The 15,208-nt window shown below is 70.3% G+C and carries 15 protein-coding genes; 4 read left to right on the plus strand and 11 right to left on the minus strand.

Going from position 1 to position 15,208, the window contains the following annotated elements:
- Positions 1 to 88 precede the first annotated feature (88 nt).
- Genes WBG79_RS11915 through WBG79_RS11925 form a run of 3 tightly spaced genes read left to right on the plus strand, consistent with a single transcriptional unit; the run spans position 89 to position 2,527 of the window.
- The gene (locus WBG79_RS11915; protein WP_337357319.1) at positions 89 to 757 is read left to right on the plus strand and encodes an amino acid ABC transporter permease; all 669 of its coding nucleotides are present in this window, start codon (positions 89 to 91) and stop codon (positions 755 to 757) included.
- Position 758: 1 nt separating this feature from the next.
- On the plus strand, positions 759 to 1,283 hold the full coding sequence (locus WBG79_RS11920; protein ID WP_337357320.1) for an ureidoglycolate lyase: 525 nt from the start codon (positions 759 to 761) through the stop codon (positions 1,281 to 1,283).
- Between the two features lie 23 nt (positions 1,284 to 1,306).
- On the plus strand, positions 1,307 to 2,527 hold the full coding sequence (locus tag WBG79_RS11925; protein ID WP_337357321.1) for a cysteine desulfurase-like protein: 1,221 nt from the start codon (positions 1,307 to 1,309) through the stop codon (positions 2,525 to 2,527).
- Positions 2,528 to 2,552: 25 nt separating this feature from the next.
- Here WBG79_RS11925 and WBG79_RS11930 read toward each other — a convergent pair whose 3' ends face one another.
- From WBG79_RS11930 to WBG79_RS11975, 10 genes are all read right to left on the minus strand, one after another.
- Positions 2,553 to 3,404 (minus strand): ABC transporter permease, encoded by an 852-nt coding sequence (locus WBG79_RS11930; protein ID WP_337357322.1) that lies wholly within the window; start codon positions 3,402 to 3,404, stop codon positions 2,553 to 2,555.
- A gap of 11 nt (positions 3,405 to 3,415) precedes the next feature.
- Positions 3,416 to 4,339 carry an ABC transporter permease gene (locus tag WBG79_RS11935; RefSeq protein WP_337357323.1) on the minus strand — a complete coding sequence of 308 codons (924 nt, stop codon included), beginning with the start codon at positions 4,337 to 4,339 and terminating at the stop codon, positions 3,416 to 3,418.
- 9 nt (positions 4,340 to 4,348) lie between these two features.
- Positions 4,349 to 6,022: an ABC transporter ATP-binding protein gene (locus WBG79_RS11940; protein WP_337357324.1), complete on the minus strand. Its 1,674-nt coding sequence runs from the start codon at positions 6,020 to 6,022 to the stop codon at positions 4,349 to 4,351.
- A 40-nt stretch (positions 6,023 to 6,062) separates the two neighbouring features.
- Positions 6,063 to 7,604 carry an ABC transporter substrate-binding protein gene (locus WBG79_RS11945; RefSeq protein WP_337357325.1) on the minus strand — a complete coding sequence of 514 codons (1,542 nt, stop codon included), beginning with the start codon at positions 7,602 to 7,604 and terminating at the stop codon, positions 6,063 to 6,065.
- 68 nt (positions 7,605 to 7,672) lie between these two features.
- Positions 7,673 to 9,088 (minus strand): MFS transporter, encoded by a 1,416-nt coding sequence (locus tag WBG79_RS11950; protein ID WP_337357326.1) that lies wholly within the window; start codon positions 9,086 to 9,088, stop codon positions 7,673 to 7,675.
- A 342-nt stretch (positions 9,089 to 9,430) separates the two neighbouring features.
- Positions 9,431 to 9,853: a hypothetical protein gene (locus tag WBG79_RS11955; RefSeq protein WP_337357327.1), complete on the minus strand. Its 423-nt coding sequence runs from the start codon at positions 9,851 to 9,853 to the stop codon at positions 9,431 to 9,433.
- A gap of 23 nt (positions 9,854 to 9,876) precedes the next feature.
- Positions 9,877 to 10,572, minus strand: coding sequence for an SDR family NAD(P)-dependent oxidoreductase (locus WBG79_RS11960; RefSeq protein ID WP_337357328.1), 696 nt, complete (start codon positions 10,570 to 10,572; stop codon positions 9,877 to 9,879).
- Between the two features lie 14 nt (positions 10,573 to 10,586).
- Positions 10,587 to 11,813, minus strand: coding sequence for an NAD(P)/FAD-dependent oxidoreductase (locus WBG79_RS11965; RefSeq protein WP_337357329.1), 1,227 nt, complete (start codon positions 11,811 to 11,813; stop codon positions 10,587 to 10,589).
- Positions 11,814 to 11,860: 47 nt separating this feature from the next.
- The gene (locus WBG79_RS11970) at positions 11,861 to 13,141 is read right to left on the minus strand and encodes a Rieske 2Fe-2S domain-containing protein (protein ID WP_337357330.1); all 1,281 of its coding nucleotides are present in this window, start codon (positions 13,139 to 13,141) and stop codon (positions 11,861 to 11,863) included.
- A gap of 25 nt (positions 13,142 to 13,166) precedes the next feature.
- Positions 13,167 to 13,850 carry a fumarylacetoacetate hydrolase family protein gene (locus tag WBG79_RS11975; protein WP_337357331.1) on the minus strand — a complete coding sequence of 228 codons (684 nt, stop codon included), beginning with the start codon at positions 13,848 to 13,850 and terminating at the stop codon, positions 13,167 to 13,169.
- A 100-nt stretch (positions 13,851 to 13,950) separates the two neighbouring features.
- Here WBG79_RS11975 and WBG79_RS11980 point away from each other — a divergent pair, with 100 nt between their 5' ends.
- Positions 13,951 to 14,892: a LysR family transcriptional regulator gene (locus WBG79_RS11980; protein ID WP_337357332.1), complete on the plus strand. Its 942-nt coding sequence runs from the start codon at positions 13,951 to 13,953 to the stop codon at positions 14,890 to 14,892.
- Here the strand turns inward: WBG79_RS11980 and WBG79_RS11985 are convergent.
- Positions 14,871 to 15,197, minus strand: a complete 327-nt coding sequence (locus WBG79_RS11985; protein ID WP_337357333.1) for a non-heme iron oxygenase ferredoxin subunit — start codon at positions 15,195 to 15,197, stop codon at positions 14,871 to 14,873. The two genes, WBG79_RS11980 and WBG79_RS11985, sit on opposite strands and share 22 nt — an antisense overlap.
- Positions 15,198 to 15,208: the final 11 nt, after the last annotated feature.

Genomic DNA, 15,208 nt, shown 5'->3' on the forward strand with positions numbered 1-15,208 from the left:
CCCGGCCCAGGCCGGGCTCCCGCATCGATGCAGGGTGTGCCCGGCCGCGGCCGGGCCCGTTTCACGAACGCGAGGCTGGCGGCCGCCCTTGTCCCTCATCGACACCTTCTTCAACCCGCGAGTCTTCGTCGACACCCTGCCGCTGCTCCTGTCGGGGCTCAGCACGACGATCCTGCTCGGCCTGGTCTCGAACGTCGTCGGCCTCCTGCTCGGCCTGGGGCTGGCGCTCGGCCGCCTCTACGGAGCGAAGCCGCTCCGCTGGTCGGCCATCGCCTACATCGACGTCTTCCGCGCCATCCCGCTGCTCGTCCTGCTGGTCGTCGTCTACTACGCCTTGCCCTTCGTCGGCATCAGGCTGTCCCCCTTCGCGGCCGCCACGACGGCCATCTCGATGGTCGCCGGCGCCTATTCGGCGGAGATCTTCCGGGCCGGCATCGAGGCGATCCCGAAGGGCCAGTTCGAGGCCGCGCGGGCGCTCGGCCTCTCGCCGGCCGTGACGCTCTACAAGGTGATCCTTCCGCAGGCGCTGAGGCTGGTCGTGCCGCCCATCACGTCGAACGCGGTCAGCGTCCTCAAGGACACGGCGCTGGCCTCGGTCGTCGCCATGCCCGACCTCCTCAAGCAGGCGACGCAGGCCCAGGCGCTCGCCGCCAATCCGACCCCGCTCATCGTCGCCGCCGGGATCTACATCCTCCTCTTGCTGCCGTTGGTGAGGCTGGTCGGCGTCATCGAGCGCAATTGGAAGCAGGGCCGGTAGCATGCGGACCCGCTCGCCCGTCCCGGTCCGCCCGCTCGACGCGCCGTCCTTCGCGCCCTTCGGCGCCGTCATCGCGGCCGGCGGGGCCGAGGGGCGCCCGGTCAACCAGGGCCGCGCGCTCCGCTTCGATGCCGATGTCGCCATCGCGCACCGCTCCCCCGCGGACCGGCTTGCCGTGTCGACCTACCGCGTCTCGTCCTCGACGCTGCCGCTGGCCGTCGAACTCGTCGAGCGGCATCCCTTCTCCGATCAGCTCTTCGTGCCCATGACGGCACGGTCCTACCTCGTCGCCGTCGTCCCGTCCGGACCCGGCGGCGCGCCGGACTGGGACGCCGCCCGAGCCTTCCTGGCCCGGCCCGACCAAGCCATCCTGTACCGGGCCGGCATCTGGCACTACCCGCTGGCCGCCCTCGGGGCGACGGCGGACTTCCACATGTGCATGTGGGAATCCGGTCTCGCGGCGGATACGGAAACGGCCGACGCCCCGCCCGGTCTCATGCTCGTCCGCGAAGCCGAGCGTTCCTGAACGCTCGAGAACAAGGAGCCGCCATGGCCCTCGACATCGGTTACGTCCGCTCGCAGTTCCCGGCCCTCGCGGGCGGCTTCGCGTTCTTCGACAACGCGGGCGGCTCGCAGGTGTTGAAGTCGGTCGCCGACCGCGTCGCCGACTACCTGCTGACCAGCAGCGTCCAGACCGGCGCCACCTATCCGCTGTCACGGCTGGCGACCGAACGGGTGGCGACGGCGCGCGAGGCAGTGGCGCGGCTCGTCAACGCCGCGCGCCCCGAGGAGATCGTGCTCGGCCCGAACACGACCACCATGATGCGCAACCTGGCGACCGCCATGGCCGGCCGCCTGCGCCCCGGGGACGAGATTGTCCTGACCGTCTTCGACCACGAGTCCAACATCGGCCCCTGGCTGACGCTCGCCGACAAGGGCGTGACCTTCAAGTTCTGGAGCCTCGACCCGGACACGCTGGAGCCGGACCTTGAGGAACTCGGCCGCCTGATGTCGCCGCGCACGCGGCTCGTCGCCGTCACCCACACCTCGAACATCCTCGGCACCATCATGCCGATCGCCGAGATCGCGCGCTTCGTGCACGAGCGCGGGGCGGAGATCGCCGTCGACGCCGTCGCGTATGCGCCGCACCGCGCCGTCGACGTCCAGGCGCTCGACGTCGACTACTACGCCTTCTCCTTCTACAAGACCTACGGTCCGCACTTCGCAGTGCTCTACGGCAAGTACGACAAGCTCCTGGAGCTCGACGGCCTCTATCACTACTTCTACGGCAAGGACCGCGTCCCGGCGAAGCTGGAGCCCGGTAACACCAACTACGAACTGGCCTGGGGCGTGGTCGGCATCGTCGACTATCTCGAGGCCCTCGGCGGCGGCGGCGGGCGCCCCGCCATCGAGCGGGCCTTCGCCGACATCGCTGCCCACGAGGCCGTGATCGGCGAGCGCCTCCTCGCCTATCTGCGCGACCGCAACGACCTGCGCGTGATCGGCCGCCCCGACGCGGACGCCCGGCATCGCGTCCCGACCATCTCCTTCAAGCTCACGGGCCGCGAGGCCGAGTCGGTCGTCGCCGCCGTCGACGCCGCCGAGGTCGGCATGCGCCACGGGGACTTCCACTCGCGCCGGCTGGTCGAGCATCTCGGCCTGGACCGCGCCGGCGGGGTCTGCCGTGTCTCGATGGTCCACTACAACACGGTCGAGGAGGTCGACCGCCTCGTCCGGGCCCTCGACGAGGCGCTGGCGCGCAACCCTTGAGCCCGCGCCGGCCCGGGGGGAGCGGTCAGCTTCTGCCGATGCGGCTGCGCGCCCAGTCGCCGATGACGCTGACCGCCAGCGTGCACATGAAGATGGCGACGCCCGGGGTGACCGCGATCCACCAGCCGGTCAGGAGATAGTTGCGGCCGAAGCCCAGCATGTTGCCGAGGCTCGAGGCCGGCGGCTGCACGCCGAGGCCGAGGAAGCTCAGCGAGGTCTCCAGCAGGATCACCTCGGGAAAGTTGATGGTGGCGGTCACCAGGAGGGCGCTGATGATGTTCGGCAGCACGTGCCGGAGATAGATGCGCGTCCAGGAAAACCCGAGCGTCTGCATCGCCAGCACGTAGCCGCGCCCCTTGGAGGCGAGCGTCATGGCGCGCGAGAGCCGCGCAAAGCGCTCCCAGCCGAAAATCGACAGGATGAACAGGAAGAGCACCAGGTTGGTGCCGAAGAAGGCCGTGATCGTGAGCGACACGATCACGAAGGGCACGGACGCCTGCGCGTCGACGGCGCCGACCACCAGTTCGTCGGCGAGCCCGCCGAAATGCGCCGCCGCGATCCCGAGGCTGGTGCCGATGATGGCCGACAGGATCGTGGCGCCGAGGGCGAGGACGAGGCTGGTGCGCATCGAGGAGATCAGCCGGGCGAGGATGTCGCGGCCGAGGTCGTCGGTTCCGAGCGGGTGGGCGAGCTCGCCGCCGAGCCCGTAGGGTGGCTTCAGCCGGGCGAGGAGATCGAGCTGGGATTCGCTCGGGATCGGCAGGAGGGGGCTCAGCGTCACGAGGAAAAGGCAGAGCACCAGCCACGCCATGGCGAGGACCACCGAGACGGGCATCCCGGCGATGCCGCGGCCGGCGATGCGCAGGGCAGGGGTCATGGGCGCCTCCCTCAGTGCGCGACCGCCGCGGCGGTGCGCGGGTCGAGCCAGCCGTAGAGAATGTCGACGATCAGGTTGGTGGTGACCATCAGGATCGCCACCAGGAGTATGATCACCTGCACGACCGCGAGGTTGCGCTGGGCGACCGATTCCACGATGAGCCGGCCGATCCCCGGCCAGGCGAACACCGCCTCCACCACGGACCCGGCGCTGATCATGGCCCCGACGAGCAGCGGCAGGATGGTGACCAGCGGGATCAGGCAGTTGGGTGCGACATGGCGGACCATGATGGCCGTCTCCGACAGGCCGCGGGCGCGCGCCGCCGTGATGCAGGGCAGCCGGAGCGCGTCGATCATCCCGGAACGGACGAAGCGCGTGAAGATCGCCGCCTTGGCGAGGCCGATGGTCAGCACCGGCATGACCAGGTGGGCGGCGCTGCCCGTGCCGCCGCTCGGCAGGAGCGAGAGCCAGACCGAGAAGGTCAGGATCAGCAGGAGGCCCAGGAAGAAGTTCGGCAGCGCGAAGCCGAGGGTCGTGGCGGCCATGACCAGACCGTCGAGGCGGCTGCCGGGGCGGAGGGCCGCGATGGTGCCGAGCGGAACACCGACGCCGAGCATGACCAGCGCCGAGCAGCCGACCAGCTGCAGGGTCGCCGGTACGCGTTCGAGCACCACCGTCAGGGCGTCCTGCCCGTTCATCGTCGACCTGCCGAAATGGCCGTGCGCCACATTGACCAGATAGACGACGTACTGGTCCCAGATCGTCCCCTCGAAGCCCCACTGCCGGCGGAAGCTCTCGATCACGTCCCGCGTCAGGTCGTCCGGGTTGAGAACCGCGAGCACCGGGTCGCCGGTCAGGCGGAGCGCGACGAAGACCAGGGTGACGATCACCCAGAGTGAGATGGCGGCGCGGAGGAGGCGGAGGCCGAGGCGCATGGCTTCACCCTATCCGTAGATGATGCGGGAGGGGGAGGGGCTCCAGTCCACCGGCGGCCGGCGGTCCGGATCGGGGGCGGCCTCGAAGTCCCGCCCCGGGATCGCGTCGATGAGCTTCTGCGTGTAGGGGTCGCGCGCGCCGTCCGAGAAGAGCGCGAGGGGAACGTCCTCTACGATCCGGCCGGAGCGCATGACGACCACGCGGTCGGCGATGTCGAGCACGATGCGCAGGTCGTGGGTGATGAGCAGGATGGCGATGCCGCGCTTCTCCCGGAGCCCCCGGAAGCAGTCCAGGATCTGCTTCTGCAGGCAGACGTCGACCGCCGAGAGCGGCTCGTCGGCGATCAGCAGGGGCGGCCCGAGCATGATCGCCCGCGCGATCACGACGCGCTGCGCCTCCCCGCCCGACAGGAAGGTGGGCCGCCTCTCCAGCACGCCCGCGTCGAGGCCGACGTCGGCGATGATCTCCCGGATGCGCGTCTCGCGCGCCGCGCGGTCCTTCCACCCGTGCACCATCAGCACCTCGTGGAGCTGCGCCCCGACCTTCATGAGAGGGTCCAGGGAGTCCTTCGGGTGCTGGAACACCATCTGCGGACCGACCGCATGGCGCGCCTTGTCGGTGACCGAGCCGACCGTGATGCGGCCCGCATCGGGCTTGACGAGGCCCATCGCCATCTTGGCCGCGGTGGTCTTCCCGCTCCCGCTCTCGCCGACCAGTGCGACGATCTCGCCCTCCGCGACCGAGAAGCTGATGCGGTCGGCGGCCACGACCGGCTCGCCGTGCCGGCCGCTCGGCCGGAAGACCTTGTCGACGCCTTCGAAGGCGAGGCAGAGCTTCGGGGCACGGGCCGGCCGGGCCGCCGGCTCCCGCAGCTTGCCCAGGCTCGCCGCTTCGAACAGGGCGACCGTGTAGTCGTGCGCCGGGGCGGCCAGGATCCGGTCCGTCGGGCCCTGCTCGACGATCCGGCCGGACTGCATGACCGCGATCGACGTCGCCCGGTCGGCGACGATGCCAAGGTCATGGGTGACCATCAGGACGCTGATGCCCGACGTCGCCCTGAGCTCGTCGAGAAGGTCGAGGATCTCCGCCTGCACCGACATGTCGAGCGCGGTCGTCGGCTCGTCGGCGATCAGCAGCGACGGATCGCCCATGAGCGCGAGCGCGATCGTCACGCGCTGGTTCAGGCCGCCGGAGAGCTGGTGCGGGTAGGCCGACAGCCGCGCTGACGGCTGGGGCACGTGGACGCGCGAGAGCGCATCGATCGCCCGCTCGCGCAGGTCGTCCCCGCCCGCCTCGGGATGGTGCAGCCGGAGCGTCTCGATCATCTGCGACCCGATCGTCCGCACCGGGTTGAGGGCGGCGAGCGGGTCCTGGAAGATCATGCCGACGGAATGCCGGCGATACGCCCTCAGGGCGCCCGGCGACAGCGACCAGACGTCGGTGCCGTCGACCCGGATGCTGCCCTCCACCTCCGCCGCGAAGGGCAGCAGGCGCATGAGGGCGTGGCAGGTCACGCTCTTGCCGCTGCCGCTCTCCCCGACCAGGGCGAAGTAGGCGCCCCGGCCGAAGGAGAAGGACACGTCGTCGACCACGACCTTGCGCCCCTGCTCGGTCAGGGCGGTGACCTTGAGATGGTCGACCGCGCAGAGGGGGGCGCCGGAGCCGGTCGCGTCGCTCGTCATCGATGCTGCTCCGGATGGGCCTGCGGGGCGTTCGCTCGGTTCAGGTCGCAATGCTCGCATTTTCCTTTCGGAAGTCCATGTAGACGTGCTTGTAGGGCGTCCACTTGACCTTCTTGTTCATGCCGTAGAAGAGCCCCATCGTGTGCAGGATGATGGAGGGCGGATCGGCGTCGAAGATGTCGAGCATCTGCCCCATCGCCTTCTTGCGCTCCGCCGGGTCCATGCTCGATTCGAGCACATGGCCGGCCTTGTAGAAGTCCTCGTTCGACCAGACGTCCTTCTCGGCCTCGTTGTAGGAGCGCCAGAGGGAGAAGAGCGGGTCGTTGATCAGGACCGGGTCGACGCCGTTGCGCATGCCGGTGCCCGGATAGGCCAGCATCTGACCGAAGTTTTCTTTGATCTGAAGGTCGATGTTGACCCCGACCGCATTCCACATCGAGACGAGGATCTGGGCCGTCGCCAGCTCCGGCCCGTAAGCGTTGGTGCGGATCCGGTAGGGGATCACCTCGCCCTTGTAGCCGCCCGCCGCGAGGAGCTTCTTGGCCTTGTCCGGGTCGTACACGAGGGCCGGCCGGTTCTTGTCGTAGAGCTCGCCGTAGGACGCCAGCTGGTGGCCGCGCGGGATCTCGACCAAGTCCTGCCAGAGCGCCTTGACGATTGCGGCCCGGTCGATGGCGAAGCCGAGCGCCTGCCGGACGCGGGGGTCCTTCAGGGCCGCATTGCGGGTGTCGAACTTGACCACCCGGATGCTGGCGATCGGGCCGCCCGCGATGACGAGGTTGGGGGACCGGGTCACGGCCGGGAACTGGTCCGGGGGCACGTCGGCGATCAGGTCGAAGTCGCCCGCCGCAAGGCCGGCGATTCGGGAGGAGAGCTCCGGCGAGGACCGGTAGACGAGGGTCGGGATCGACGGGGCGCCGCCCCAGTATTGCGGGAATGCGGCGAGCCGCACCTCCTCGGGGCTCAGGTTGACGACCGAGAACGGCCCCGTCCCGACGGGCTTGCGGGCGAAGCCGTCCCATCCGCCGGCCTTCTGGAAGGCCGACTTGCTGATGATCTGCGAGCCCCAGGCGGTCAGGCGGAGTTCGAGCGCGGGATCGGCGATCTTCGAGACCACGCGCACGGTCTTGCCGTCGACGGCCTCCACCTTGGCGATGGTGGAGAGGAGCTGCTGGGCGACGGCGAAGCCCGGCGAGGCCTTGTCGAACATGCGCTCGGTCGAGAAGGTGAAGAGCACGTCGTCGACCGTCAGCGGCGAGCCGTCGTGGAAGAGGACTCCGTCGCGCAGGGTGACGTCGATGGTCTTCTCGTCGACCCGCTTCCAGGACGACGCCAGCGCGGGCTTCAGCGCCCCGTCCTTCTTGAAGTCGACGTCGAGCAGGGTGTCGTAGATGTTGTACATGACCCGGTAGCCCGGGTTCGTCAGGTAGCGCAGCGGGTCGAGCTGCTTCGGGATCTCCTCGAGCGCGACCGTCAGGGGCTTGGTCTGGGCTCGTGCGAAGCCGGCCCCGAAGGGCCCGAGAAGACTGCCGGCGAGACTGCTGCCGAGCATTCCGTTGAACGTGCGTCTGGAAAGCTGCATCGTCGACTCTCCCTCGTTCCTGGCCGTCGGGCGCCGCATCGCGGCCGGCTCTTCCTCTGTGGATTCCGTCAGGTCTTCGGTGGCGGCTTGCGTCCGTGTCCGCTGACGTCCGCCCCGGCGGCCGGATCGAGCCGCAGGAACAGGAGCGCGGAGCAGCCCGCAACGCCGCCGACCGCGAAGAGGGCGGCGCTGAGGTCCGACGCCGTCACGGTCGCGCTGCCTGGGCCGACGAGAGCCTGAAGGATCAGGGCGCTCCCGGCCACGCCCGCAGCGTTGCCGACCTGCCGCGTCATTCCCGCGAAGGTCGTCGCCGCGCTCATCCGCTCGGGGGGCACGTTGGCATACGCGATGGTGTTCAGCGCCACGAACTGCAGGGAGCGGGCGAAGCCGAAGGCGAGCAGCACCGCCGCGATGGCGGCCGCCGGCGTGGCTTGGGTAAACAGTGCGCACAGGATCGTCGCGACGGCGACCAGGAGCCCGTTGCCGACGAGCACGGTCCGGAAGCCGTACCGGCGCAGGATCGCCGGCGACGCCGCCTTCATGGCGAGCGCCCCGGCGGCCCCCGTGAAGGTCATCAGCCCGGAGGCGAAGGCCGAGAAGCCGAACCCGACCTGGAGCATCAGCGGCATGAGGAACGGCACGGCCGCGGCCGCGACGATGAATAGGTTCCCCGAGCCGACCGAGCGGGCGAAGGTGTCGATGCGCAGCAGCGACGGATCGATCAGGGGCGCCGGATGCCGCGACGCATGCAGGACCGCGACGGTCAGCACCGCCGCCCCGGCACCGAGCAGCGCCAGCGGCAGGGCCGCCCCGGTTTCGCCCCGCGCGGCGATCTCCAGCGCCGCCACCAGGAGCGCGATCCCCGGTCCGATCGAAAGGAAACCGACCCAGTCGAGCGGCCGGCGGTCGCGGCCGCGATCCGGCGCGAAGTAGCGGGTCACCAGGATGATGCCGAGAAGGCCGACCGGGACCTGAAGGAGGAACACCCAGCGCCAGGACACGTAGGTGGTCAGGAAGCCGCCGACCGGCGGGCCGATGACGCTGCCGACCAGCGCGGGCGTGGTCACCCAGGACATGGCGCGCACGAACTCCGCCTTCTCGACGGCGCGCAACACCGCAAGCCGGCCGACCGGCACCAGCATGGCCCCGCCGGCGCCCTGGACGATCCGGGCGGCGATGAACTGCTCCAGGCTCTGGCAGAGCCCGCAGGCCACGGAGGCGAGCGTGAACAGCGCCATGGAAAGGCGGAACACCGTCTTCACGCCGAAGCGGTCCGCCGCCCAGCCGCTGACCGGAATGAAGGCGGCGAGCGCGACGAAATAGGCCGTCATGCCTGTGCCGGCCTCCACGGCGGACACGCCGAACGTCTGGCCGATCGACGGGAGCGCCGTGGTGATGACGGTCGCGTCGAAGTTCTCCATGAAGAACGCGCAGGCGACGATCAGGGGCACGGTCATCGGTGTCGCCGCGCGACCCTCCGCCATCCCGGTCCCGTCCGCCCGTTGCACCGACATCCCGCAGCCGTCCTCCACGGGCAGGCCCTCAGGCCGAACCCGTACGTGGATTCATGCACGCCGGCACGCGCCCGTCTAATATAAGTTCGACGTCCAATTATTTAGCGGGGCAAATGACATGGCCCCGCGAAGTCGACGCCCCGTAAAGGCAGGCGCCTTTCGCCGCGGCCGTCCGACCTTGCGCAAGCGACCGCCAGTTGTCGGCACAGTGGAATATTTGGGCGGCTCGCCCAAGTTCCGGTCAGTGGGACGCCCACGGCCTAACGGCGGCTCCGCCGAGCTGAGCCCGGTCCGGGGCGCGGGGGGCGCGTGTCAGCTCGAGAGGTTGGCGACGAGGTCGCGCAGGAAGTCCTCGTCGGGCGTCGTCACGAGGAGGTCCGCCGCCGCCCTGAGGTCGGCGAGCGCCGGGTCGCGGCCGGCATGCATCCGGTCGAGCGGCTCGATCACCACGAAACTCAGCGAGCTCGGCGGCCGCTGCGGCACCGGGAAGGCGTCCGTCGGATCGCCGGAGACGTGGACCACGACCGTCAGGTTGGGATGCGCGGGCTCCGCCCCGGGCGGCGACGCCTCCAGCCGGGGGCGGTCCGCCACCCGCAGGTTCGGCAGTTCGGCCCCGAGCCGGCCGACGAGGTCGCGCGCCCGCGGCCCGACCCCGACCACGTCCACCACGCGCGGCGTGGAGTTGCGGTAGCCGGTGACGCGGACCCCGGGCCAGTCCTTCGGGAAGATGTGCAAGCGGGCCTCCTAGGAACCGAGGGTCAATCCATGAAGCGGCCGCCGGAGAGGTTCAGGCATTCGCCGGTGACGAAGCCCGAGTTCCGGGATGCGAGGTAGAGGACCGCATGCGCGGCCTCCTCGGACCGGCCGAAGCGGCCGACCGGGATGCCCTTGACCAGCGTGTTGCGCCGCTCCTCCGTCATGGTCGCGACCTGCGGCTCGAACAGCGCGGTGGCGATCCCGTTCACGGTAACGCCGTGCTCGGCGAGCTCGCTCGCCATCACGCGCACGAAGGCGAGGAGCCCGCCCTTGGCCGCCGCGAAGGGGCCGACATTGTGGTGCGCCCCGGTCTTCGCCGACATCGACGCGAAGACGACGATGCGTCCGTGGCCGCGCGCGGCCATGCGCCGCCCGGCCTCCTGCATCAGGAAGGCGGGGGCCAGCAAGTCCGTCTCGACCACCTCGCGGAACTCGTCCGCGCCGATCGACAGGACCGGCTTGTTGCGCACCGGCCGCGCGGAGATCACCAGGAGGTCGAGCCCGCCGAGCGCAGCCTCGACGCGATCGAGGAAAGCGACGGCCGCGTCCGGCTCCACCAGCACCGCCTCGCCCCCGCAGGGCTCGTCGACCGCCACGCGTGCGCCCGCCGCGACCAGCGCGTCGACCACCGCGGGACCGACGCCCTGGGCCGCCGCGACCACGACGGCCTTCATGCCCTTGAATTCGTCGGCGATCATCGGCGTGGCCCTCGTCAGCGGCAGAGAGATTGAAGCGGGACGGCGGGGTCGGCGAGGGCCGTGGGATCCACGACCGTACCCCCGGCGATCAGCGCCTTGACGGCGCGCATGTCCCGCGGGTTGTTCAAGGTGTTGCCCGCGACCACCCGGCCCTCGGCGAGGTAGAGCGCCGTGAACTTCGGCTCGTCCGGACCGCCGCGGAAGATAACCCGGTCCCAGCCGAGCGGAGCCCCGGCGATCTGCAGGTTGAAGTCGTACTGGTGGGTCCAGAACCAGGGCACCTCGGCATAGGGCTCGCGCCGTCCGCCGACGATCCGGCCGACCGCGATCGCCTGGTTTTGCGCGTTCTGCCAGCTCTCCAGCCGGATGCTCCGCCCGAGGATGGGGTTGAAGTGGCGCGTCACGTCGCCGGCCGCGGAAATCGCCGAATCGGACGTCTGCCCGAAGGCGTCGACCACGATCCCGTCGTCCACCACAAGGCCCGCCGCAGCGGCCAGCTCCGTGTTCGGGACGGCGCCGATCCCGGCGACCACCACATCGGCGTCGAGGGGCGGGCCTTCGGCGAAGTGCAGCCGGAGCCCGGACGCTCCCGGCTCGATGCCGGTGAGCCTCGCGCCGAACCGGAACGCCACGCCTTCCCGCTCGTGACGGCGCGCCATGGCGGCCCCGACCTCGGGCGCGACCACCCGGGAGAGGGCAGCCGCCGCCACGTCGACAACCGTGACGGCGAGCCCGCGTTTGCGCGCCACCGAGGCGGCCTCGAGGCCGATGAATCCGGCGCCCACGACCGCCAGATGCCGCTCCGGCTGCAACTCGACCCTGAGGGCGAGCGAGTCGTCGACCGTGCGGATCACGTGGACCCGCGAGTCGTCCGCCCCGGGCACCGTCAGGCGGCGCGGCCGGGCCCCCGTCGCCAGGATCAGGCTGTCGTAGGCGATCCGCTCGCCGCCCGCGAGTTCGATCCGCGCCGCGGCCCGGTCGATGCCGGCGACGCGCTGGCCCAGGCGGAGGTCGATCCTGTTGTCGACGAACCACGTGTCCGGCCGGATCAGGGCCTTCTCGATCCCGCTCTCGCCCGCGAGGATCCCTTTCGAGACGGGCGGGCGCTCGTAGGGCAGGTGCGCCTCATCGCCGATCATGACGATCTCGCGCGCCGGATCGGTCTCGCGCAAGGCGATCACGGCCCAGGCGCCGGCCTGGCCGGCCCCGACCACCACGGTTCTCGATCGCTCGCTTCCCATTTCGTCTCCTGCGGGCCCGCCGGGGCGCGGCGCCGGGCGACGCCCGCTCAGACCGCGACCGGTTCCTCGCCCTCGCGAACCCTCACGGCGTCGAGGGCCGCCTCCTTGAACGCCCCGCCGGCCGGCAGGATGAAGGAAGCGGATCGCACGTTCTGGGCCGCGCTGTCGAGGCCGGGTGCCTTCTTGCCGGCCTGCACCGCCTGCGCCGCCTTCCTGAGGCGCATGCGCGCCATGATGATGGCGTTGTCGGTGGAGACGAGGTTCTCCCGGGTCCGGTCGGCGATCGGCCCCATGCTTTCCTGCAGGGAGGAATCCTGGATGGCGATGCCCTTGACGCCACTGTAGGTGCGCCCTGCCTTCTGGGCGGCCCGGTCCATCAGGTAGTCGTTGTCCATGTTGGCCTTGGGCCGGAACGTGCCGGGAATGAGGTCAGCGTGCACCCCGGCGCCGGCCTTCATGCCCTCGACCTCCTTGTCGGTGAGCGGCCGGGTCGGATGGAAGGTCATGGTCCAGGCCATGCAGTTGTGGTCGTCCATCGGCACCCAGGCGTGGCCGTTGATGGCGTTGCCCTTGTAGGGCGGGATCAGCGTGTACCAGGGGAACATCCACTGGGTGACGCGCCAGTAGTGGAAGCCCGGATCGGCGTCGCGGCGCGCGCCGATCAGCAGCCCACCGGGGCTTTCCAGGATGTCGAACACCGTGTTGGTCGACCGGGCGTACTTGGCGCCCGCGGTGTTCTTGTGCAGCGGGTCGGTGTTGAGGTCGCTGCGGTGCAGGAACGAGACGTGGCTGGAGTCGATACCGCCTTCCATCGCCTGCAGGTAGTTGCTCTCCTGCCAGCGCTTGGAGAGGAAGATGTGGCTCTGCGGCACCCGCATCCACTCGAAGTCCGGCAGCGGCGGCTGCTCCTCCGGCGGGCCCATGTAGGCCCAGACGACGCCGTTCTTCTCGACGACCGGATAGGACTTCAGCCGGATCTTCTGGCAGAAGCCGCTCGCCGCCGGCTCGGACGGCACCTCGATGCACTGCCCGGTCACGTCGTATTTCCAGCCGTGGTAGGGGCAGCGCAGCCCGTTCTCCTCGTTGCGCCCGAACCAGAGGGACACGCCGCGATGGGCACAGAACTCGTCCATCAGGCCGACCCGCCCGGACGTGTCCCTGATCGCGATGAGCCGCTCGGAGAGGAGCGCGACGCGCACCGGCGGGCAATCCGGTTCCGGCAGCTCCACCGACATCATGGCCGGGATCCAGTACCGGCGCATCAGTTCGCCCATCGGGGTTCCCGGCCCCGTGGCGCAGAGATACTCGTTCTGTTCGGCTGTGATCATGGCGATTGTCCTGGCGGTGGCCGGTTCAGGAAATGGTCACGTGGAGGTCGTCCAGCCCGTCGATGTGGCCGTGCATGCGGTCGCCGGGCTGCACCGGGCCGACGCCCTCGGGGGTGCCGGTCATGATCAGGTCGCCCGGCACCAGTTCCACGTAGCCGGAGAGATAGGAGATCGTCTCCGCCACGTTCCAGATCTGGTCGGCGAGGTCGCCCGCCTGACGCCGCTCGCCGTTGACCGTCAGCCAGATCGCGCCCGCGCCCGGGTGTCCGACCGCGGAGACGGGCGAGAGGGCGGTGCAGGGCGCCGACTGGTCGAAGCCCTTGGAGAGGTCCCACGGGCGTTGCAGCTTCTTGGCGGTCGCCTGCAGGTCGCGGCGCGTCATGTCGAGCCCGACGCCGTATCCGAAGACGCAGTCGAGGGCCTTGTCGACGGGTATGTCCCGCCCGCCCTTGCCGATCGCCACCACGAGCTCGATCTCGTGCTGGTAGTCGGACGTCTTGGTGGGGTAGGGCACGGTCGCGTGGTTCGGCACGATGGCGTCGGCCGGCTTCATGAAGAAGAACGGCGGATCGCGGTTCGGGTCGCCGCCCATCTCGCGGGCATGGGCCGCATAGTTGCGGCCGACGCAGTAGATGCGGCGGACCGGGAACTCGCCGCCTCCCACGACCGGGATGGTGGTGACGGGGGGCGGGGGAATGACCATCGACATCGGCACGTCCTCTCGAGCGGATCAGGCGAGATTGGCATTGCCGGATATCGCTAGTCCAATATACCGTGTCGCCGGTCTTATGTGGTCAGGCAAATAAGTCATGGAACTCCGGCAGTTCCGCTACTTCGTCGCGGTTGCGGAAGAGCTGCATTTCAGCCGTGCGGCACAGCGTCTCAACATCGGGCAGCCGCCCCTCACGCTGCAGATCCAGTCCATCGAGCGCGAGCTCGGCGTCGCGCTCCTCAAGCGCAACCGACGGAAGGTCGAGCTGACCGAGGCCGGCCGGCTCTTCCTGGACGAGGCGCGAGCCGCGCTCGCCCAGGCCGCCCGGGCGGTGGAAACCGCCAAGCGGGCCGCGCGCGGCGAGGTCGGCACCCTGCGGCTCAGCTTCACCACCTCGGCCCCGATGCTGCGCGTGTTCACCCGCGCCGTCCGGCACTACCGCGCGATCATGCCCGACGTGCACCTGGAGCTGCGTATCCAGACCAGCCAGCAGATCCTGGACGGACTGCTCCTGGAGAAGATCGACCTCGGCTTCATCCGCCCGGCCGCCTCGGCGGTGATCCCGAAGGGGATCGAGGCGATCCCGGTCGTCACCGACCGGCTCATGCTGGCGCTTCCCGCCCAGCATGCGCTGGCGGCGGTGCCCGAACCGGTCCCGCTCGGCCTCCTCGCCGGGGTGCCCTTCGTGCTGCGTCCGCGCGGCACCGGGGCGGGCTTCTACGAGCAGGTCTTCGAGCTCTGCCACCGCGCCGGCTTCGTCCCCAGCATCGCCCAGGAGGCCTCCGAGGCGCCGACCATCCTCGGCCTCGTCGCGGCCGGGCTCGGCGTCACCATCGCGCCGGCCTCCCTGCAGGCCATGGCGGTCGAGGACATCGTCTGGCGCGAGCTCGACCTCGGCCCCGAGGCGCTCTCCAGCATCCTGCTCGTCATCGCCGACAAGCAGCCGAGCGGCATCCGCTCGTCCTTCGTCAAGGTGGTGCGCGAGATGGTCGAAGCCGAGCGGCGCGGCTGGCTGCCTCAGGCGGGGTCCGCGATGTAGATCCGCCCGTCCGCCACGGTGGGCGTCCAGACCCGGATCGGCTCCATGCAGGGCGGCGCGGTCGGCGCCCCGGTGCGCAGGTCGAAGCGACCCTGGTGGAACGGGCACTCGACCTCGCAGCCCTCGACGAAGCCGTCGGAGAGCTGGCCGGGCCCGTGCGAGCACAGGTCCGCGGTGACGTAGTACTGGCCGTCGGCGAGGAAGACCGCATAGGCGAAGCCGTCCCGCTCGACGCGGAACGGCAGGTCTTCGGAGACGTCCGAGGTATCGCAGAGATGCACGAGGGTGTCTGTCACGTCGGTCATGATCCGGGTCC

It is taken from the genome of Prosthecomicrobium sp. N25 (genome assembly GCF_037203705.1).
Classification (GTDB): Bacteria; Pseudomonadota; Alphaproteobacteria; order Rhizobiales; family Ancalomicrobiaceae; genus Prosthecodimorpha.

Coding starts and splice junctions, on each gene's coding strand:
- WBG79_RS11975 (WP_337357331.1), bottom strand. CDS start 13,850: ATGTCGATGGTCATTCCCCCGCCCCCCGTCACCACCATCCCGGTCGTG.
- WBG79_RS11980 (WP_337357332.1), top strand. CDS start 13,951: ATGGAACTCCGGCAGTTCCGCTACTTCGTCGCGGTTGCGGAAGAGCTG.
- WBG79_RS11985 (WP_337357333.1), bottom strand. CDS start 15,197: ATGACCGACGTGACAGACACCCTCGTGCATCTCTGCGATACCTCGGAC.
- WBG79_RS11970 (WP_337357330.1), bottom strand. CDS start 13,141: ATGATCACAGCCGAACAGAACGAGTATCTCTGCGCCACGGGGCCGGGA.
- WBG79_RS11935 (WP_337357323.1), bottom strand. CDS start 4,339: ATGCGCCTCGGCCTCCGCCTCCTCCGCGCCGCCATCTCACTCTGGGTG.
- WBG79_RS11940 (WP_337357324.1), bottom strand. CDS start 6,022: ATGACGAGCGACGCGACCGGCTCCGGCGCCCCCCTCTGCGCGGTCGAC.
- WBG79_RS11930 (WP_337357322.1), bottom strand. CDS start 3,404: ATGACCCCTGCCCTGCGCATCGCCGGCCGCGGCATCGCCGGGATGCCC.
- WBG79_RS11945 (WP_337357325.1), bottom strand. CDS start 7,604: ATGCAGCTTTCCAGACGCACGTTCAACGGAATGCTCGGCAGCAGTCTC.
- WBG79_RS11925 (WP_337357321.1), top strand. CDS start 1,307: ATGGCCCTCGACATCGGTTACGTCCGCTCGCAGTTCCCGGCCCTCGCG.
- WBG79_RS11965 (WP_337357329.1), bottom strand. CDS start 11,813: ATGGGAAGCGAGCGATCGAGAACCGTGGTGGTCGGGGCCGGCCAGGCC.
- WBG79_RS11920 (WP_337357320.1), top strand. CDS start 759: ATGCGGACCCGCTCGCCCGTCCCGGTCCGCCCGCTCGACGCGCCGTCC.
- WBG79_RS11960 (WP_337357328.1), bottom strand. CDS start 10,572: ATGATCGCCGACGAATTCAAGGGCATGAAGGCCGTCGTGGTCGCGGCG.
- WBG79_RS11950 (WP_337357326.1), bottom strand. CDS start 9,088: ATGGCGGAGGGTCGCGCGGCGACACCGATGACCGTGCCCCTGATCGTC.